Source organism: Sphingobium limneticum (assembly GCF_008710155.1).
GTDB classification, from domain to species: Bacteria; Pseudomonadota; Alphaproteobacteria; order Sphingomonadales; family Sphingomonadaceae; genus Sphingobium; species Sphingobium limneticum.
The window spans coordinates 36,351-57,782 of sequence record NZ_VYPZ01000024.1 but is presented as its reverse complement, the minus strand read 5'-3'; the positions used below and the strand labels follow the sequence as shown (position 1 = coordinate 57,782).

Below are 21,432 nucleotides of genomic sequence, written 5' to 3'. Positions count from 1 at the left end.
GCCGATGTGCTCAGCAGCATCGCCGACATCCCCCAGAACCGTCTCCACGAACTGCTGCCATGGAATTGGCGCGCAGCCGAAGATCAACGCGAAGCCGCCTGATCCGCGGCCTTCACCGAATGCCTACTCCGGCCTTGCCGAAAGCCGAACTTTGACCAGCCCTGCCGGAACAGCGGGTAAGTTCTAAATCTCGTCTTTCCGCAGTCGACCCATGCCGGACGCTCAGCGCCCAATTTTCGATCCTCAGCAGCAGACGTTCCGCTTTTCTGACGGCTGCCGACCAGAGAACGACATTTGCGTCACGTGAAGTGAACCTCGCAAACTAATAAAGGGATTCATTGGAGTGCCATCGAGGCCGTCCTGCGAAAACCGTCCATGTAGCCGATGACCGACCGCCAAATACACTCCATCAAAGCGATCTGTCGTACTCGCCGTTTGAGGGGTGGAGAGCAACAAGACCAGTGATCACGTCCCCAGTGTGGATCGCTGGCGCAATAGCCCCTGTCCATACGAACAGTATGCGCGGGATACGTGGAACCGTGAACGGCGCTGGTCAGCGGCGTCGTTCCCGATCGCGGCTCAGAGGTCGATGGACGCCGAAAGTTTGAAGGTGCGTGGCGCGCCTTGCAGAAGGTCAGGCCGCGAGCTGTCGAAGGCCGTCGCCCAATAGCGCTTGTTGGCGATGTTATCGACGCTGAACCGCAGGGTGAGCGGCCTGTCCGCCACCAGCGCGACGTAGCGGGCACCCGTATCAAACCGCGTCCAGCTCGGCAGCTCGAGCGTGTTCGTATTGTTGGCGGGCTGGTCGCCGGTATGGACGACGCGACCGGTCAGCGTGAGTGCCCGGATGAACGGAATGTCCCACTCGACGTTGCCGTTGATCAAATAGTCGGGGACGCCGGCGACCTTGTTGCACATCAGTGAAACCAGAAGCGGTCGGATAAGACACAGCCGACCCGTCCTGCGTCGCACGACCAGGCAAGCTGCCCACCGGCGTTGGAGCATCATTGACTGGCGTGATCGTCACCGCGACCGTGGCATTGGCGGTACCGCCCTGCCCGTCGCTGATCGTGTAGCTGATCGTATCCGTACCATTATAGTTGGCATTGGGCCGATAGGTGAGCGTGCCATTGGCGTTTATCGTCACGGTGCCGTGCAGCGCGGTGGCAGCGGTCACGGTCAGTGGATCGCCATCGGGATCGCTGTCGTTCGCCAGCACGGGAATAGTGACCAGCGTATCTTCTGCCGTCGTCGCGCTATCGTTGACGGCGACCGGCGCGTCATTGACAGGGATGACCGTGATCCGGCTGACGGCAACTGCGCTCGTCAATGTGTCGTTCGAAAAGGACACATTGATCACGCGCTCGGTGGAACTGGGCGTATCGGAACTGTTGCTGAAGCGAATGGCCTGGAAAGCAGCCGCATAATCGCTTTCGCTGCCGGTGCCGGATAAAGTCACCGTCAGGCGACCGTTCGTAACGGGGCCTATGGTCGCGCTGATGTTGGAAGGCAATGTGCCGATGGTGAAGCTGTCGCCTGCCTGATAGTTGGTCAGGACGACCGTGCCGCCTACGATGGAACTGACGTCCATCGGGTTTTTGACGACGATGTCGGTATCGACGATCGACGTCGATAGCCCGCCTTCTGTAAAGGTGAAATGCGCATCATTGCCGGACGCCGTACTGTCATTCCCATCCAGATCCAGCCGCGGAATCGAGACATAGACCGGATTTGTATAAATGAAGTCGGCGTCGCCATCATGGTAGAATTGCGCCTGCGTCGTCACGCTGTTGGTCGTGAGACGATAACTCAGCGTGAAGGACGATACCGCACTCCAATCGAATGTCGCGGCCGATTGCGATGTGATAGGCTGATTGGCGACGGTATTCTCATTTTGCGTGCCCGACGCGGTAATCTGGTCCAGCGACGACGTGAAATTGATATTGCTGACGCCCTCGCGCGTGAAATAGGCCAGCCCCTGCGTAGAGGCGGTCACGCTTTCCCGCGTATTCGGCGCGCCGCCGATGCCGTCAATATCCGCGATGGTGAAGCGCACGTCCGCCGGTAACGGCGTCGTCGTGCCGGACACGACCAGTTCCCAGCGAATCTCGACAGTCGCATCATTGGCGGTCGTCAGGTCGCGCAACAGGAATGTCGGATCGTCGCCATTCACACCGGTGCCGGTCGGCCTGTTGAAACGGATGGCATCGCCCGTGCTGATCGACACGACGGTCGCTCGCAAATCGACCTGCTGGCCATTGAAGGTTGCGACATTGGTCCATGTCGCGACCGCGCCTTGGCCTACGTCGGGCGAACGTCCGTCCGAACCATAGCCTGTCGCACCGTTCACGACCACCGTGCCGCTGCCGTTGACGACACGCAGGCTGTCGGCCGTCACTGCGATGGGGATCGGGTTGTTCGGATCGAGCGTATGTGCCCAGTCCCCGCCATCCAGTGTGCGCGCCTCGATCGTTCCAACCTGCGATTCCAGCACCCAGTCGCCGCCACGCGCACGATCGCCCGTGATGTCGCTGGACCCTGCGACATCGGCATCAGTCACGCGTGCCAGCGCTTCCATCGTCGCCTGACCGACGGCGCCCTGAGCGAAATCGCAGCCATAGATCAATATGTCGCCATCGACGCTCAGCGATCTGCCAATATCGGCCAGAGAATTGTACAAGCCGCCATTAATCGCCGTCTCGTCTACCTTGCTCGTGCCGAGCCAGAATACGCCGTCGGCACCATGGCTGACGATATGGATGGCATCGATCCCGGACCGATTGGCGAGCGCCGAGCGCATCTGTTCTACGCCGTCGCCTGTGCCGTCGATCAGGATGACCTCGCCGCGATCAGCCCACTGGCTGGCCAATTGCCGATAATCGGCAATCGACGTGTCGATGAAAATCACATCTCGTGTCGTAGCCGAAATATCTGCGGGCTGATTCGGCTCTATCGGGGCTTGAGCCGGATTACCGGCCTCTAGAGAGACAGGCTCGGGTCCGGGCCGTTCGGTAATACGTGAAAAGTCCGCACGATCCGGGCTGTCCATGGCGCCATGATCGACATTATCTGCTTTTGTTACAGCATCTTGCAGCGTAATTGCGGCCGCCGCATCGAACATCATCCGCGGCTCAAGCGACAGGAGGTGCGGACGCCGTTTGGATGTCAGAGAACCCTTAATTTTCATCACCGTCGCATCCGCCTGTCACCTCTTCAGTTAAAAAGGTGTGCTAAGATGGTGAAAACAAAGTTAAACGAGCGACGAACCGAAGCCTGGAAACGTCTCTAAATTAGGCACCCAGGATCGGGCGCATAGCCGTCACGTTATGGACGTTGCTGCTCCAAAGCGAGCTGATAGCTTCCATCACGTCGAAACAGCCCGTTATCCCGGAGCAAACCGATATCATCGCATGGCACCGCCAATGTCCGCTTTCTTGAGGACGCTACCCCCGTCGCGAAAGTTCAATGGTTGGTCATACCGTCGCACTTTCACTCATGACAATATTGCAGTCTTGTCATGAGTAATGACAAAAAACCTCCCCATTTTGATTATGTCGCCATCCGACTCAGGAATGAGCCACTTCAATGCTCGCGAAAGGAGGCCCAGAAACTGCCGACCAGCGGCTCGATCGCATAGTCCAGCGCAGTGCGCTGACGCAGAGGGATCAGTATCTGCACCGGCATCCCTGCCCGTAGCTCGAAATCCTTGCCCCGCACATCGCGGATTAGCGCCAACTGGCTGCGCGGTACCACGATATCGCCGGTGAAATAGCTTTGCCCTGTTTTTTCATCGGCAAAGCTGTCGGCGGACAGGCGCCGCAACTCCCCTTCCAAATTGGGCAGCTGCCGTTCATGCAATCCTGAAAATTTCACCAGCGTCTTCTTGCCGACCGTCAGGTCATCGGCATCGTCAGGCGCAATGCGCGCCTGTATCAGCAGCGGCTCGTCTTCCGGTACGATGTCCATCAGCTTCTGCCCCGAAGCGATGACGCCGCCGGGCGTGAAGATGGTCATGCCGACCACCGCGCCGGTCGCTGGCGCGCGGATCGAGGTCCGTTCCAGCTGATCACGCGCCGCCTGCCATTTGGGCAATATCTCGCCCAGCGCGGTTTCAACGTCGCGCAGGTCCGACGCGGTACGCTCACGGAAGCTTCGCTGCGCCTCCAGCGCCTGCATCTCGCTTTCACGCGCAGCCCCTCGCGTCTGCGCGACGCTGGCAGCATATTGGCCGCGCTGCCCTTCCAGTTCGGCCCGCGCGCGCTCCAGTTCGCGCATCCGGGTCTTGGACACGAACCCCTTGTCCGCCACCGGCTTTAGCGCAGTGATCTGTTCATCCAGGATGCGCAATTGCTCGCGGGTCGCGACCGTCTGCTCGCCATAACCCCGCCCCTGCTCGCCCGACTGCGCCGCCCGCTGCGCCAAAACGTCGCGCTGCGCCCCCAGCACAGAGGTGCGCGCCGACAATTCGGTCTGCTGCAATCGCATCGCCAGCGCGGCTTCCGCCTTGTCCTCCGTCGACAGGGACACAAATTCGCGCGGCGGCACGATGCGGCCGACGCCCAACTGCTCGGCTTCCAGCCGGGCGCGCTGCGCCAGCAGGCGGATGGCCTGCGACGCCAGCGCCCGCTCCTGCGCTTGAACCTCCGCAGCGGCCAGCGTCATCAGCAACTGGCCGCGCTGAACCCGGTGCCCTTCGCGCACATAAATCTTGCCCACTACGCCGCCGTCGCGATGCTGCACCGACTGGCGCTGCCCCGATACCACCAGCGTCCCCGGCGCATAGGCAGCCGCATCCAGCCGGGCGAATGCCGCCCAGCCCAGAAAGCCCAGAAAGAAAATCGCAGCCACGATCAGCCCGACCCGAATGTCGCGCAACGGATCGGCCAGGGTCGAAACCGACGTCGACGCCGGTTTGGGCACGGGGACGATGGCGGGCCGGTTCATGCCGCACCGGCCACGGGCGGCGTGGGCATGTGACGGATATTGGGCGGGGCGACCTTCGCCAAAATCTCGTCTCGCGGTCCGAACAGTTCGGCCCGCCCGTCGCGCAGCACCAATATCTTGTCCACCACCGGCAATATGCCCAGCTTGTGTGAAACGATCAGGATCGTCTTGCCTTTCGCCTTGAGCGCGGTCAGCGCCTGGATCAGAGCGGCGTCACCCTCCCCGTCCAGATGCGCATTGGGTTCATCCAGGATCAGGATCGCCGGATCGCCATAGATGGCCCGCGCCAGGGCGATGCGCTGCGCCTGCCCTGCCGACACGCCGCGTCCGCCCAGACTGAGCCGATGGTCATAGCCGTTGGACAAACGCGCGATCAGAGGCCCCGCTCCGACCTGCTCCGCCGCCGCCACGACGGCAGCGTCGATGGCGGCGCGATCCTCGCCCAGTTCGCCCGCAAACCGGGCGATATTCTCGGCCACCGTGCCTGCGAACAGGGCCGAATCCTGCGGCAGATAGCCGATATGCCGGGCCAGTTGCTCAGGGTCCCAGTCCCGGACATCGGCATCGTCGATCCGCACCGTCCCGCGATCGGGCAGGACCGCCCCGGCGATGGCGCGGATCAGCGTGGACTTCCCCGCGCCGCTCGGCCCGATCACCGCGATCACTTCGCCCGGCTGGACGCGCAGGGACACGGCCTGCACGATCGCCCCGTCGCGCGTTTCATTGAGGACGGTGATGCCCTCCAGCTGCATCGCCCCTCGCGGCGCGGGGAGGCGGGTCTGGCTGAACGCATCCGGCATGGTCGCCAGCAGGGCGTCGATGCTGGCATAGCTCTGCCGCGCCTGGATGATCGCCTTCCAGCTTCCGATCAGCTGCTCGACCGGCTGGAGCGCGCGGGCGATGAGGAAGGACGATGCGAAGATCGCACCGGCCGAAATCAGATTGTCGACCGCCAGCAGCGCGCCCAGCCCCAGCGCCAGCGATTGCAGTGCCATGCGCACGAATTTGGTGACGGTCAGAATGTTTCCCGACGCGAGGCTGGCTTCGGTCTGCGCCGACAGCATCGCTTCGCGTTGGCGCAACTGCCGCGCGACCATCGCCCGGCGCATGCCGAGCGCGCGCAGGCTGTCCGCCGATCCCAGCAAGGCATCCTGATGGGAATAGCTTTCCCCCGCGATCCGCTGCGCCAGATCGAGCCGACCGCGCGTCAGCCGCTCATTGGCCCCGGCGAGGATCGGCATCAGCAGGCACCCCGCAACTGCCAACGCGCCGATCCAGGGATGCACCATGAAACAGACGAGCAGATAGATGGGCACCCATGGCGCGTCGAACAGCGCCAATATGCCCGGCCCGGTCAGCGTGCCGCGCATTTGGTCGAACTCGCGCAGCGCCTGCCGGGCGACGGCCATGTCGGGCCGCCCCAGCGTGGCATCCAGGATCAGCGGGGCCAACACCGCGTCCATCTGCACCCCGGCACGCGTGAGCAATCGCTGCCGCACGCGGTCAAGACAGGCCAGCGTTACCAGCGCGAAGAGCAGCACAAGGGTCAGGAACAGTAGCGTCTGCAACCCCTGCGTCGGCACGACCCGGTCATAGACCTGCAACATGTAGATGGTGGGCGCGATATAGAGCAGGTTTACCAATGCGCTGAAACCGGCCGTGGCGATAAAATGCCGCCTGCAACATGCCAATGCCGCGCGCAGCGGCCCCTGAACCCTATCTGTCATTCCCATACCACTATCATTCAAGGCTTCGCCGCGCGACGGATGACCGTCGCGCGGCGAAGCATCATTTTTATCCGCGTTGAGCGGACCTTATTTCAAAGACCGTGGCCCGAGTCGAACAACCCACCGAAGCGATCGAAGATGAAATCACCGATCCCATCCAGGATGCCACCAGCGCCGGGCTGATGGTCGGACCACTGGTCGGGCGCGCCGAACTTGATCGCCTTGGCGTCGCTCACGCCCAGCAGCGTGACCGTGGTACCCAGGCTGAAGGTCAGAACCAGATCCTTCACCCCGTCGCGATCGACATCCTGCACCTTTGACCGAAGCAGCGAAATGCCGTCGTCCAGAACGATGCTGTCCTGCGTGACGTCGAAGTCGGTGATCTTGTCATTGCCGTCCAGACGGCCGAAATGGAACACATCCATCCCCTTGCCGCCGGTCAGCACGTCATCGCCCAGACCACCGAACAGGATGTCGTTGCCGTCGCCCCCGTTCAACATGTCATTGCCAAGGCTGCCGAACAGAACGTCATTGCCAGCGCCGCCATACAATTTGTCGTTGCCGATGCCGCCGTCCAGAATGTCGTGCCCGTCCAAGCCATTGAGCGTATCGTTGCCCAGACCGCCCGACAGCTTGTCCTCGCCCGCCGTGCCGTTCAGCGTGTCGGAGAAGATCGTGCCTGTGCGAACGATGCCGTCGGCAATGCCCGTCACCGAAACCTCGACCGTTGCCGTGCTGGTCAGCCCCTGCCCGTCCGTCACGGTATAGGTGAAGCTGTCCGTCTGCTTGGCGCCGGTAGCCAGCGCATCGAACGAGTCATGATCGGCGACATAGCGCAGTTGCTGCGTGGCGGCGTCGAAGATCACGCTGCCCAGCGTCTTGCTGGTGTCAACGGCACTGATTTTCAACGTTTGGCCGACATCGGGGTCGCTGTCATTGGCTAGCAATGTGGACCAGAGATTCTGGCTGGTCGCATCCTCGTTCACCGCGATCCTGTCGTTCGCGGCGGTCGGCGCTTCGTTGACGTCGGTAACGGCGATGGTGAAGCCCTTCTGCGTGGACAGGCCACCCGTGTCCGTCACCTTCGCGACGATGGCGTAGGACGTCAACGCTTCATAGTTGAGTGCGACGGTCGTCGTGATGACGCCGGTCTGCGCATCGACCACGAACAGGCCGTTGGCATCGTCGACCAGCTTGTAGGTCAGCACGTCGTTGGCCGTGTCCGTCGCCGCCAACGTGCCGACCAGGCTGCCCGCCGGCAGGTTTTCGGCAACCGCCGCATTGGTCAGGACCAGATCCTTGGGCGCGGCGCCCAGCATAAGCAGGGCCAGTTGCGGATCATGGTCGGTCGGCCGATCGCCGCTGAATTGCGCATTGATATGCACCGCATCATATCGGGCGTCCTGCGCCAGACCGCCCGTAACCAATATATGGTCGATCTGCTGGGCATTGCCCTCGAACATGTAGCTGTAGCGCTCTTCAGGCGGCAGCAGTGTGTTGAGGTTGGTCAGCATGCCGCCCTTGGCGGCATCGGTCAGCTGGGTCTGGGCCTCCTCGAAATAAAAGCCGTTGAAATCGCCAAGCACCGCGAAGTTCAGCGAGGGATCATCGGCCAGATGCTCCTGGATATAGGCCTTGACGCCCGCTGCCTGCGCGGTGCGCGCGGCATCGCCAGCCGCCTGCGCAGGCTGCGTATTGCCCCAGTTCGGGTCGCTGCCCCCGCGCGAGGTGAAGTGAACGTCGATCGCTGTGATCGTCTGGCCTGCAAAGTTGAATTGCGCCGCCAGCGGCTTGCGGCTGCCCGCATAGGCGCCGCCGGTTATCAGTTCCGCGCTGCCATCGACATAGGATACGCGATCGACATTGTAGAGGAAGCCGTTGCGGATATTGCCATTGGGTTCGCCGCCGGTCGAATTGGCGGTGTCGGGCGCAACCTCGACATAGGCATAATGTTTGCCAGTCTGGGCATAAATGGAATCGATCAGGCCCTGCGCCGTGACGGTGCCGGACAGGTTGCCGCCCGTTCCCGCACCATCGGCATCCTGGATTTCCTGCAATGCGACGATGTCGGGCGCCTTGAGATTATAGACGATATTGCTGGCCAATATGTCGAACTTGTTGTCGCCCGCATCCAGATTTTCGACATTATAGGTAGCGATGGACAGATAATTGGCGTCGCCCTGCAACGTCGTCACTTCGCGTTCCAGCGTCACATCCTTGGTGACGCTAACCGCTTCCGTCGCCAGCAACTCGTAATTGCCGAAGCTATAGTTCAGTACGCCGGTCACGCTGGCCAGTTGATCACCGATGCTATGGGCAGGATTATAGCCGGGCAGGATTATGCTGTCGGCGTCGATCTGGATCTTTTCGGGGTTATAGTCGACCGTGCCGTCCGCATTGGGGGAAATGGTGATGCCCCCGCGATCGTTCATGCCGGTCGCGCCAACACCATGCGAAGCCACGACATCGGTTTCGCCATATTGATTGGTGTTTGACACCACCTGCGGCGCATCGATCGTGACGCGCATCCCTTCCAGCGATTCCCAGAAATCGATGCCGTCATTGGCAGGGTCGTAATTGCTGAGCGCATCATGATCGATGGCCTGGCTGGGCGGCGTCAGGCCGCCCGTCCCGATCAGCACGGCCGACGGCAGCGCATTGCTCTGGCTGGTGACGTTCACCACCGGGGACACGATCTGCGTCACCGACAGGCTGGACGGGTCGCCCGCATATTCCGACACCGTGCCACGGACCGACGCGGCATCGCCCACCACGACGCCGGGCGCGGAGGACGTGAAGATGAAGATGCCGTCCGACGTGCGGGCATTGCCATCGCCGACCGCCGACTGAAGATAGAAGCCGTTGCTGGCGACCGCGGTCACGATGCCGTCGGTGATCACGGTCTGCCCGACATAGGCCGACACATGGCCTTCGCCCTGTATCTGCCCGATGACCAGCGCGATCGGATCGTCGTTGACGATTGTGCCGGTGGCGACCGCCCGGTCGATGATGACGTTGCCGGTGGTCGCACCCAGCGCGACCGACAGCGTCTCGTTATTTTCGCTCAGCGTATCGCCCCTGACCGGCACGATGATCTGCTTGCTGAACTCGCCCGCCGCGAAGCTGATCCGGCCCGCCAGCGGCGCATTGGCCGAAAGATCGGCCGCGTCCGCCGTGCCGTTCAACAGCACGGCATAATCCACGCTCACAGCGTTGATCTGGCCACCGGCGCGCTGCACGGTAAACACCATGTTGGATACGCCATCGTCCCCTTCGACCACGCGCGCATCGCTGATGCGGACATGGCTTGGGCCGTCGGCGGGCAGGAAGGACTGGCCCGCGTTCAGCGCGCCGAAGCTCTGCGCCGATCCCGCGGTCCAGCTGAAGTCGGCGGCGCTGGACCCCGCGCCGGTCAGTTGCAGCGACAGGCCGACGCCCGGCGCCGGTTCCTGGGCCACGCCAATGTCGGTGCTGGTCATGCCGGCGGCGGGCGTACCCGGCGCGGCAGTGAACGTGCCTTCATAGGACAGCAGCTGGATCACCGTGCCATCGGGCGCGACCAGCGCGAAACCGTCCGCGCCGCCATTCTGGATACCGGCGCGAGCAAAGGACAGCGCGCCAAAGCCATTGCCTTCATTGTCGATCACGCCGGACAGGGCCAGCGTGTCATAGACCGGCGCCGCGTCGGGCGTGTTCGTGCCGTTGTAGAAGACGATCCGATAGCCGGTCAGGTCGGTTCCCGCGACGCCCGCAATCTCGATCGCCTCGCCGACATCGTTGCCGACATTGTCATAATGGATTTCGTTGACGAAGACGTTCGCCGCTGGTGCGGGCGGGGCCACATCGTCATTGGTGATCGTGCCGGTCGCGGTCGCCCGGCCGATCGCCGCGCCGCCGGTGGCGTTGCTCAACGTCAGCGCGAAATTCTCATTCGCCTCGAAAACCGTATCGCCCTGGATCGGCAGGCGGATTTCTGCCGTGGTCGCACCGTCAGCGAAATTCACCGTTCCACCGGTCGCGAAACCGGCACCGAAATCGGCGGCATCGGCCGACCCGAAGGCCAGCGTCCACGCGGCGGATACCGCTCCGCTGCTGCCATCGACGCGGCTGACGGTGAAGACGATCTCGCCGGTGCCCGCATTGCCTTCCACGATGCTGGCATCGGCGATATTCAGCGTGCCGGGCGTCGGGTTGGGCGTGCCGCCGCCAAAGCTCTGGCCAGCATTGACGCCGCCTGCCGTCGCGCCGTTGATCAGCGCCCACTGGAAATCGGCGGCGCCGGTGCCCGTGCCGACCAAGCCGATCGACGTTCCGTTCTGAGTCCCGTCTTCATACACGCCGACATTGGTGCTGGTCATGCCCGCCGCAGGACCGTTCGCCGCTGTGAAGCTGCCTTCCCAGCTCAGGAACTGGACGACATTGCCCTGCGCATCGACCAGAGCGACGCCGTCGGGTTCGCCGCTGGGGCCAGACCCGCCATTCTGGATGCCGTTGGCGGGATAGGCGATGCGGATCGTGCCATATCCATTCTGCTGGTCGCTGATGACGCCGCTCAGCGTCTGCGTGCTGTAACTGCTGCGCTGGGCAGGATTGCCGTTATAGAGCACGATGCTCCATCCGGTGACGTCGGTGCCTGCCAGACCCGCGATTTCGACAAACTCGCCACTGTCGGTGCCGGCATTGTCATAGTGAATTTCGTTAATGAAGACGTTCGACGCCATGAACGGTTACCCCAAAAAGGACATGCCTGCTCAAGCGGTCCCCACCAACTTGAGTCATGCTGTCAGACCGGGTTGAGGCAGTAGGTTGGCGTCATGACAAATATATGTCTTGCTAACACAAGATTCTGTCGAACAACGGAAATGTCAGCCCGACAGCCAGTTCCCAGCTGCCGCTTGCCGAAGTGGACCCTAATCGGCCGCTCAAAGGCCAATTTTACTCTCCCAATTTTCACTCGCGATCGATCGCCAGCCATAAGGTGGACCGGCAGGTTCGAGCAACGAAACTGGCAGAGTTGTCTTCCTCAATGGGTGACAGGATGGCGACCCGGCCCGATCACCCGGTTCGTTCTGGCCGCGATGCCACATCGGGGAACAGGCAGGAAAGACTGTAAATATGACCCGTTCTCAGGCTCATCAACAATCTTTCCTGCCCCTTTGGTATAGATTAGAGAGCCTGCTGCTCCTGATTGAGATTGCGCTTGATCGTCGGATTGGGTCCGGCTTCGCGCGCTACGCCGGTCAGGGTCGTCGGCACCTCGACATAGGGTAGGCCCAGAGTTTGGCTGGTCATGCGACGGATGCGATTGGTGAGTTCCGGGCTGGCGTTGAGTTTCTGGCCATAGGACGGCACCATCGCAGCCACTTTCGGCTTCCAACTGCTGGCCATCTGTTGCGGGAAGGCACGACGCATCACGTCCAGCATGATCGCCGGCGAGGTCGAGGCACCCGGCGAGGCGCCCAGCAGCGCGGCAATGCTGGCATCCTTGTCCGTCACGATTTCCGTGCCGAACTGTAGCACCGTACCCTTCTTGGGATCATATTTTATCACCTGCACACGTTGGCCGGCGGTGATCAGCTTCCAGTCGCCGCGCTTGGCGTTGGGATAATATTTGACCAGTTCGGCCTGGCGCTGAGCGTCGGTCAGCGTCGCCTGCTCCGCCAGATAACGGACCAGATCCAGATTTTCCGCACCGACCTTCATCATGCCGCTGACATTATTCTTGTAGATCGACGCGAACAGGTCGAGCGACGATCCATGCTTGAGGAACTTCGTGCTTTGTAACGCGAAAGGACCGAACAGGGTGACCGACTTGCCGTCAAGCTTGCGCGCATCAAGATGCGGCACCGACATGGGCGGCGAACCCGCCTCCGCCTTGCCATAGACTTTCACATTGTGGCGGCGGGTGGCGGCGGGGCCTTCAAATGCCAGGAACTGGCCGCCGACGGGAAAGCCAGCATAATTTTTCGATTCCGGGATACCCGACATTTGCAGCAGCTTGAGTGAGGCACCGCCCGCACCGATGAAGACGAACTTCGCTTTGACCACGGCATCGCTGTTCTTTTTCAGATCATGGACGGTGACGTTCCACGTCTTGTCCGCATTCTGGTGCAGGCCGCGCACTTCATGGCCCAGTTGAAGATTGAAATTGGGATTGCGGGTCAGCGCGTTGGTCAACTGGGTGGTGATGACGCCGAAATTGACATCCGTACCCAGCGGCATGAAGGTCGCGGCCACTTTTTGCTTAGGATCGCGGCCTTCCATCACCAACGGCGCCCAGCGGCGGATTTGCGCTGAATCCTGCGAATATTGCATGCCGTAGAAGAGCGGATTTTTGACCAGCGCGTCGCGGCGCTTGTGCAGATAAGAAATGTTATCGTCGCCCCAGACGAAGCTCATATGCGGGGTCGGATTGATGAAATCGCTGGGCCGGGGCAGGCGACCCTGCTTCACTTCATGCGACCAGAACTGGCGGGAAATTTCGAACTGTTCGGCGATGTCCACGGCCTTTTCGGTCGCGATCGTTCCGTCTGCATTCTCCGGCGTATAATTTAGTTCGGCAAAGCCCGAATGGCCGGTGCCCGCATTGTTCCATCCGTTGGAGCTTTCCTGCGCCACCTTGTCCATCCGTTCATAGATATCGATCCGCCAGTCCGGCTCCATTTCCTGAAGATAGGTGGCAAGCGTCACGCCCATGATGCCGCCGCCGATCACCAGCACATCTACGGGCTTGTCATTGGCTGCCGCCTTGCCAACGGGAGAGGCCATCGGACGGAACAGAAACGCCGTGGCCGCAATCGCCAGCAGCAGGAGCGCGATGGCAAAAGCGAAAAGGATCTTCTTGAACAAAGGCCGGCGACTAGTTGCTGCCGGACTGGAGGAGGATGTCATGATCTTGAGTTCCGAAACTGCGTGAAGAGGGGCCGGACGGCCGGATGCATGGTCGCCAATCTTGTCGGTCAGGTCATACGCGCCACCCCATCCATCATCAGAACCGGAAGCTCAACCAGCCAGCCAGGTAATCGCTGTTACCGAAGCCTGCGCGGCTGAGCACCGGTCCCGCATCCAGATGCTCGTAACGCCCGACAAAGGACAGGCGGGGCGTGATCGACCAACTGATCTGGGCGCGGATCGATTCGCCTATCTTGTGGCCGGACACCGATTGCGTGCCGGTGAAGATCGATTTGTTGGCGCGATAGACTGCGTCCTGCTCGTCGACGCGCCAGGCGAACTGATATTCCATCAACAGCTTCACCCCCTTGAGCGGCGACAGGCTCAGGCTGGGTGCCAGTGTCTGGAGGTTGGTCGGCGTCATGCACAGTTGGTAGCTATAATAGATATTATTGCCGAAGGGTGCGTAGGCAGCTTTCAGCGTGCCGCCCTCGAACGTGCCCCCGCCGCTGGCATAATCGGCGTGGAAGCCGATGCGCGGTGCCATCGGCAGGTCGCCTGGCAGCTTGTAGCTCTGGTTGAAAAAGACCTGCCAGGCATTGATGTCACGGCCATCGAAATCGCCGAACTGGTGGTTGACGGTCCAGTCGAGATTGACCGGGCCGACCTCGCCCCACAGCCGTGCGCCGGCGTAGAAGCGTTCGACCCGACCGGTCACACCGCCCCATAGCGCATCGCTGGTGCGCAATCGCCAGAAGAAGGGATCGAGATAGAGTTCCGATCCGCCCAACGCCTTGTTGGGAATACGGATGCCGGCAGTGAGGCCGGAAAAGCGCCGGCCCTGCTCGACCTTGTCGTCGCCGGTGCCCCCATTGCCCAACGCGGTCGGCTTGAAATCGAAGGCGTCGATGCGCAGCGTTTCGGTCCGCGCCCAGGCACGCACGCCGTTCAGCGCATAGCGGATCGTATTATTGTCGCGCTGCGACGTCAGCAGATTGGCGCCATCGGTAAATTCCTGCCGCCCATAGCGCAGCCCTAGGTCCATGCCAGCAACGCGCCCCTTCACTTCGGCAAAGGACTGGAGCAGCACCAGATCATTGCGCAACGATCCCGACGGCGTGCCGATATTGTCGCCGGAAATGCCGCCATGGGCGATTTCGCCATAGAAGCGTAGATGCGGCCCGACATGCAGGTCCGCACCGCCGACCAGCCGGTTGATGTCCTGCCGCTGATTGCCAGCATTCCGCAGGTTGAGGTTGGTGGTATAGTTGACGCGCACCCGCGCCTCACCGTTGAGAGTTAGATAGATGTCGCCATCACTGTCGAGCGGCAGATATTTGAGGCGATCGAACATGTCGTCGCGCTGCTGGGGATCGGCCTTGTCGCGCCAATCCTCCGCCCAGCGCGACAGCGCATAGCCGCCCGACACCGATCCTTCGCCAACGGCATCGGCGGGATAGAGGCTGGCAGGTTCAGTCGGCATGTGGTCTGCCCATGCCGGGCTGGCGAACAGGGTAGCAAGGGTGAGAACAGACATGGCGACGGGGCGGCGCTTGGCCGCGCAGGAGAAACGAACCATGGTGGCTGCGCCTCATTCCGCCGGGACGGCGCTGGCAAGCGGTGGCGAAGCTGGGGATGGCACCCCGCCTTCACCCCGCATCGCGGCCTGCAACTGCGCCTGATCCAGCTTCCCTTCCCAGCGCGAGACGACGATCGTCGCCACTGCATTGCCGATAAAGTTGGTGAGGCTGCGGCATTCGCTCATGAAGCGATCGACGCCCAGAATGAGCGCCATGCCGGCGACGGGCACGGAGGGGACGATGGAGAGGGTCGCCGCCAACGTGATAAAACCCGCCCCGGTCACGCCTGCTGCACCCTTGGACGAAAGCATCGCCACGCCCAGGAGCAGGATCTGATCACCTAGAGAAAGATCGACGCCGGTTGCCTGCGCGATGAACAGCGCGGCAAGCGTCATGTAGATATTGGTGCCGTCGAGATTGAAGCTGTAGCCGGTCGGCACGACCAGGCCGACGATCGACTTGGGGCAGCCTGCGCGCTCCATCTTCTCGATCAGGGCCGGCAGCGCGCTTTCCGACGAAGAGGTGCCGAGCACCAGCAGCAATTCGGTCTTGAGGTAGCGGATCAGGCCGAAGATCGAGAAGCCCGCGGCACGGGCGACCAGGCCCAGGACTACGACTACGAACAGCGCCGAGGTCAGGTAGAAGGTGCCGACCAGGAAGGCGAGGTTCGCCAGCGTACCGACGCCATATTTGCCGATGGTGAAGGCCATGGCGCCGAACGCGCCAATGGGTGCCGCTTTCATGACGATGGCGACCAGCTTGAACACGGCGGTCGATACATCTTCCAGCAGGTCGAGCACGCGCTCGCCGCGATCGCCGATCAGCGCCAACGCAACCCCGAACAGGATCGCGACGAACAGCACCTGAAGGATATTGCCGCTGACGAAGGCGGAGAGGAAACTGTCCGGAATGATGCCGGTCAGGAAGCCTGTCAGCGTACTGTCATGCGCCTTTTCCGCATATTCGCTGACCTTGCTGGCGTCGAGCGTGGCGGGATCGATGTTGAGGCCCGCGCCCGGCCGCACCACATTGGCCACGATCATGCCGACGACCAGCGCCAGGGTCGAGAAGAAGAGGAAATAGGCAAAAGCCTTGCCAGCGACCCGGCCGACGCTTGCAATGTCGCGCATGCCGGCGATGCCGGTAACGATCGTCAGGAAAATGACCGGGGCGATGACCATCTTCACCGCCTTGATGAAGGCATCGCCGACCGGCTTCATCGCCTCGCCCAGATGCGGCGCGAAATGGCCGAGCGCCACGCCTGCGATGATCGCCAGCAGCACCTGCGCATAGAGATGGAGATACCAGGGACGCCGGACGACCGGCACGTCGGGAAAATGGGAAATCTGCATGACAGGTGTCTTTCTGGCCCTCGCCAAAAGCCTTCCCGCCTTCTTGATTGGACGGGTCGGGAATTGAGGCGGCCAGTATCCAGCCATGGGCAGCGCGCGACAAATTTCGGCTGAATTGAAATTATATAGTTATTTTACAATATTTTACGTCAGTTCTCGCAGATATTTCCAGCTCAATAAGTGCATATTGCTGCCCTCTAGAAACATACATTGTGCAGAAATTTGCACACATCCTGTCGGCGCGATATGTAGGGGTATGGACCACACCCGCTTCCCGACTCGCATCCTGTGGATCGCCGTTTTTCTAGGCGTGGCCGGTGGCCTGCTCTGGCTGTCGGGCGAGATTGCCGAACGCAATGCCATCGCACGGCTAGGCGCGGAGACACGCGGCGCCGCGATTCTGCGCCAAGCCTATTTCAAGAGCGAGATCGAGCGGTTCCGGCTGCTGCCCGTCGCCCTGTCCGACGATAGCGATCTGGTTGCGGGACTGACCGGATCGCAGACCGCACTACGCGCCCTGGACCGCAAGCTGGAGGCGCTGGCTCGCACTACCGGCGCAGCGCAAATCTATGTGCTCGACGCATCGGGCCGCACCGTCGCATCGAGCAATGCGCGGAGCGAGCGCAGTTTCGTCGGTCAGGACTATTCCTTTCGCAACTATTTCAAGCTGGCCGCCGCCCACGGATCGGGCGCGCAATTCGCGCTCGGCACGATCAGCGAGCGGCCCGGCATGTATCTCTCGCGACGTTCGCGTGGCGGCGGCTATGTCGTGGTGAAGCTCGAATTTGACAGGATCGAGCAGCAATGGGCCCGGCTGGGTGAAATCACCTTCATCACCAGTCGCGAAGGCATCATCCTGATCACCAGCCGGCCCGACTGGCGCTTTACAACCATCCATCCGATTTCCGGGGAGGCCAAACAGCGCTTTCGCGCTGAATTGCAATCCGGCCGTGGGTCGCTGTTGCCGGTGCCGCTCAAGGGCATGGGCGATGCCGATGGCCGGCAGATCGTCAGCCCTGCCGACGAACCGCGCCGCCGCCTGCTTTGGCAATCGGTATCGACGGGAGAGCCTGGCTGGCAGCTCAACATGCTGACGCCGCTGCACGGTGTGGAGAGTTTCGTGCGTACAGTGCGGCTGGCGACCCTGTTGTTCCTCATGCTGTTGGCAGGCGGCATCTGGATATCGCGCGAGCGTGCCCATCGCCGCACCGAACGGGCCGCCATGGCCGCGGCCCGCACCACCGAGTTGGAGAGCATGGTTACTGCCCGCACCCAAGAACTGCGTCGCGAGATGGATGAGCGCGCCGCCAGCGAGACGCGCGCCGACACGCTGCGCGAAGGACTGCGCCAGGCCAATCGCCTGGCATCGCTGGGCCAGATTACCGCCGGCATCGCCCATGAAACCGCCCAGCCGGTCGCGGCGATCCGCAGCTATGCCGCCAACGGCCGATTGCTGATCGAGCGCGGCGACACGAGCGCGGCGGCCGAGAATATGGTAGCGATCGAGCGGTTGACCGATCGGATCGGCAAGGTCACGGCCGAACTGCGCGGCTTTTCACGCAAGGCGACCGGTGCGATCGACGCCATACCGCTCGCCGGGCCGGTCGAGGGCAGTCTGTTGATCCTCAAATCGCGACTGGCACGGGTCGCGTTGCAACTGCCCGACCTGCCAGATGGGTTGCGCGTCATGGCCGACACGATCCGACTGGAACAGGTGCTGGTCAACCTGATGCAAAATGCGCTCGAAGCGTTGGAGGACGTGGCTGCGCCGGCTATCCGGCTATCCGTAGCACTCGATACAGACACTGTGCTGCTGTCGGTGATCGATAATGGCCCAGGGATCGATCCATCGGTGCGGGACCAGCTCTTCACCCCCTTCGTCACCAGCCGCCCGTCCGGCCTGGGGCTTGGCCTCGTCATCGCCAGTGACATCATGGCCGACATGGGCGGAACGCTGCGTTTGTTGCCCAGCGATGCTGGCGCCCATTTCCAGCTGCGTTTGAAGCGCGCATGACCGACATGCTCCCGCGCCAGGTTGCCCTGGTCGATGATGATGACGACCTGCGCGTCGCCATGGCGCAGACGCTGGGACTGGCTGGCTTTGAGGTCCGGCAATTTGCGCGCGCTGCCGATGCGCTGGCAGCGATCGACGCCGATTTTGCGGGTATTGTGGTCAGCGACGTACGGATGCCGCATATGTCGGGCATCGATCTGTTTCGCGCGCTGCATGACCGCGACGCCGAACTGCCCGTCATTCTCGTCACTGGGCATGGCGATGTGCCAATGGCCGTGGATGCGCTCAAGACCGGCGCATGGGACTTTCTCACCAAGCCCTTCGATCCGGACGCATTATTGGCATCCGTCGCGCGTGCGATCGAGAAAAGGCTGCTTGTGATCGAAAATCGGCGCCTGCGCGCTATGGTCGATGGCGCGCTTCCTTCTCCGCTGATCGGCCATTCCCCGGCGATCGAACGGCTGCGCAACATGGTGGCGACGCTTGCCGACACCAATATTGACATATTGGTCGAGGGTGAGACGGGCACCGGCAAGGAACTGGTAGCGCGCATGATCCACCAGTGCAGCCGCCGCGCCAGCGCGCAGTTCGTCAGCGTTGCCTGCGCCGCGGTGCCCGATGCGATTGCCGAGACCAGCCTGCATGGCGAAAGCCTGGCCGGGCGCGCGCCACTCGAAGGGAGGCTGGCACGCGCACATCAAGGAACGCTCTTTCTCGACGATGTCGATCAGTCCGGCCCGGCATTGCAGGCGCATTTGATCCAGTTTCTGGAAGACAGGCTGGTTCGCCCGGTCGGGGCGCGCGAACCGCAGCCGGTGGATCTGCGTGTGATCGGCTGCATGATGCAACAGGGCCAAACGGCGGCGATCCAACCGGCGCTGCTCTATCGGCTGGCGGCAGTGCGACTGCACCTCCCGCCGCTGCGTGAGCGGAGGGAGGATATTCCCCTGATCTTCGCCCATCTGCTGGATGGCGCCGCCCGCCGCTTCCGCCGTGCGGTGCCGCCGGTCAGTCGTACGGTGCTGGCGCATCTGCTGGATCATGACTGGCCCGGCAATGTCCATGAACTGGGGCGACTGGCCGAACGGCTGGCACTGGGACTGGAGCAGGAACCCGTCACGGATGGCGCTATGATGTCGCTTGATGCACGGATGGACGCATTCGAGCGCATGGCGATCATCGAGGCGATCCAGGCGACCGGCGGCGACATGGGCAAGGCGATCGCGCGGCTGGGCCTCCCGCGCAAGACATTCTATTATCGTGTCCGGCGATTGGGAATCGACCTGCGGAAGATCCGGGGGGCCAAAGCTTAGCGGCCGTATCTGTTATCGACGCTTATGGAATGGTGGGCCCGGCAGCAACCGAAATTGCCTATTAAGTTGTTGAAAATAAACACATTTTTTGAACACACTGCGATCGTGCCCGCAATTATGCCCGCAGCTAAAATCCGGTCCGCAAAAGGCAACTTTCTCCTTATTTAACAACATTTTACCTCTACAACCACCCTTTCCTCCCCTTCTTGTCTGGCGGTATTCAGCTAGGTTGCGAAATTGGTTGGCCCGAGCCTTGACAATACCAAGTGATTATCTCTGGCTCTTTGCGGAACATCGCGCAGGTATCGGATCAGCGCAAGTGGACGTTTTCATGTCAGGATCAGCCCGATCAGCGTTCCGCTTGACCGCACTTGGCGGCTTGCAGTATCTTGATTTTTATCGGAAAATATGCTACGCGCGTTCGCTGTCCGCTGAGGACAGCGAGGCGATTTTTTTCGATCATTATTTCAATGGTATAGATTGCTGTCACCTGCACGTTCATTGACCGGAAACCGTTACGCACGTATCTGAGGAAGCATGATCCAGATTGGCCATTATGATGTTCTGGAGCGGCAGCGCGAAAAGCAGCGCTCGCGCGACCAGGATGATCGCGACCTGCGCAGTGGCGCAGTGTCGATGGACCAACTCGCGCATCAGAACGGCTTCTTCGACGGCCTGCCGATCCGCCGCGCCCGGATAGGTCGGCGAGGTTCTGTCGCTATTTGACGGACGGCCATCTCCCGCCTCGGGCGGTACTCGACATAGCAAAAATCCTCGGCGACGATGACCGTGCATTTGTCGTAGGCGGTCAGGCGCTGAACCTTTGGGCAGAATATTATTCGGAAGGCGCAGCCGAACTTCTGGAATTCAGACCCTACACGTCGAAGGACATCGACTATTTCGGGCAGCGGGTCGTTGCGGAAAAGCTGGCGGCAGGCCTGGGCGGGAGCATAGACGTGCCCTCCCCCGATGACACCACGTTCCAGACGGCCATCGTGCATGCGACGGTACAGGGCATCGATATCGATATCGACTTCCTCTCCCACGTCAAAGGCGTCCAGCGCGGCCTTGAGGCGGGCGTCGTGGATCTCCTCCTGCCCTACGATCATGAAGGTAAGGAAGCGGAGCTGGCCATCCGGCTCATGCACCCCCTCCATTGCCTGCAAAGCCGTGTGGCTAACGTGATCGATCTTGGACGCAATGACGGCACTTCACGCCGCCAGCTTGCAGCGGCACCGATCGTACTGCGGGAGTATATCGCGCAAAGCCTCACTGACGGGGAGGAACGCGAGGCGATCGACATCCTGCGAGCATTGTTCGAATATCTTCGATCGGATATCAACGGACGCAAGGCGCATCGGATCCTCCGTTACGATCCAATCGACATATTGCGTCATTTCCTTGCCGACGAGCGGCTTGATGCACGCTGGCGGGAAAAGAGCCTTGCAGGCATGATCGCGCAGCTCGAAGGCAAGCGCACATTCCTCGGACGCATGCTGACTGCACTGAGGCGACCGGACAGCGAATTATCCACGCCTGATTAATCGGCGAGTCGCCACATCCCTTGGCTTCGGCGTCCGATCCCACTGAGACTGGCTTTAGATCCAATAG

12 protein-coding genes are annotated in these 21,432 nt (G+C 61.7%); 4 read left to right on the top strand and 8 right to left on the bottom strand.

The genetic code is table 11. The features are described from left to right. Positions 1–579: 579 nt before the first annotated feature. The 8 genes from F4U94_RS25465 to F4U94_RS19275 all read right to left on the bottom strand — a co-directional run bounded on the left by F4U94_RS25465 (position 580) and on the right by F4U94_RS19275 (position 16,494). Positions 580–726 carry a TonB-dependent receptor gene (locus F4U94_RS25465; RefSeq protein WP_170271967.1) on the bottom strand — a complete coding sequence of 49 codons (147 nt, stop codon included), beginning with the start codon at positions 724–726 and terminating at the stop codon, positions 580–582. Between the two features lie 25 nt (positions 727–751). Then, positions 752–2,908 carry a DUF4347 domain-containing protein gene (locus F4U94_RS19320; protein WP_170271968.1) on the bottom strand — a complete coding sequence of 719 codons (2,157 nt, stop codon included), beginning with the start codon at positions 2,906–2,908 and terminating at the stop codon, positions 752–754. A gap of 674 nt (positions 2,909–3,582) precedes the next feature. Next, positions 3,583–4,944 (bottom strand): HlyD family type I secretion periplasmic adaptor subunit, encoded by a 1,362-nt coding sequence (locus F4U94_RS19315; RefSeq protein ID WP_120249908.1) that lies wholly within the window; start codon positions 4,942–4,944, stop codon positions 3,583–3,585. Next, the gene (locus tag F4U94_RS19310) at positions 4,941–6,671 is read right to left on the bottom strand and encodes a type I secretion system permease/ATPase (RefSeq protein ID WP_120249907.1); all 1,731 of its coding nucleotides are present in this window, start codon (positions 6,669–6,671) and stop codon (positions 4,941–4,943) included. The genes F4U94_RS19315 and F4U94_RS19310 overlap by 4 nt, the downstream gene beginning before the upstream one ends. 92 nt (positions 6,672–6,763) lie before the next feature. Next, on the bottom strand, positions 6,764–11,392 hold the full coding sequence (locus F4U94_RS25090; protein ID WP_232015922.1) for an Ig-like domain-containing protein: 4,629 nt from the start codon (positions 11,390–11,392) through the stop codon (positions 6,764–6,766). Between the two features lie 445 nt (positions 11,393–11,837). Beyond that, a complete protein-coding gene (gene mqo / locus F4U94_RS19285) occupies positions 11,838–13,562 on the bottom strand; it encodes a malate dehydrogenase (quinone) (RefSeq protein WP_120249906.1) in 1,725 nt (574 codons plus the stop codon). A gap of 97 nt (positions 13,563–13,659) precedes the next feature. Beyond that, positions 13,660–15,141, bottom strand: coding sequence for an alginate export family protein (locus tag F4U94_RS19280; protein WP_120249905.1), 1,482 nt, complete (start codon positions 15,139–15,141; stop codon positions 13,660–13,662). A gap of 12 nt (positions 15,142–15,153) precedes the next feature. Beyond that, a complete protein-coding gene (locus F4U94_RS19275; RefSeq protein ID WP_150412151.1) occupies positions 15,154–16,494 on the bottom strand; it encodes a dicarboxylate/amino acid:cation symporter in 1,341 nt (446 codons plus the stop codon). A 256-nt stretch (positions 16,495–16,750) separates the two neighbouring features. On the opposite strand from F4U94_RS19275, the gene F4U94_RS19270 reads away from it, so the two are divergent. The 4 genes from F4U94_RS19270 (at position 16,751) to F4U94_RS19250 (ending at position 21,365) form a co-directional block, all read left to right on the top strand. Beyond that, positions 16,751–18,508, top strand: coding sequence for a sensor histidine kinase (locus tag F4U94_RS19270; protein ID WP_120249903.1), 1,758 nt, complete (start codon positions 16,751–16,753; stop codon positions 18,506–18,508). Then, the gene (locus F4U94_RS19265) at positions 18,505–19,821 is read left to right on the top strand and encodes a sigma-54-dependent transcriptional regulator (protein ID WP_120249902.1); all 1,317 of its coding nucleotides are present in this window, start codon (positions 18,505–18,507) and stop codon (positions 19,819–19,821) included. The genes F4U94_RS19270 and F4U94_RS19265 overlap by 4 nt, the downstream gene beginning before the upstream one ends. Before the next feature lie 537 nt (positions 19,822–20,358). Next, entirely contained in the window at positions 20,359–20,547 is a 189-nt protein-coding gene (locus tag F4U94_RS19255) for a hypothetical protein (protein ID WP_120249901.1), read from the top strand. Continuing rightward, entirely contained in the window at positions 20,544–21,365 is an 822-nt protein-coding gene (locus F4U94_RS19250) for a hypothetical protein (RefSeq protein WP_120249900.1), read from the top strand. Before F4U94_RS19255 ends, F4U94_RS19250 begins: the two co-directional genes overlap by 4 nt. Positions 21,366–21,432: the final 67 nt, after the last annotated feature.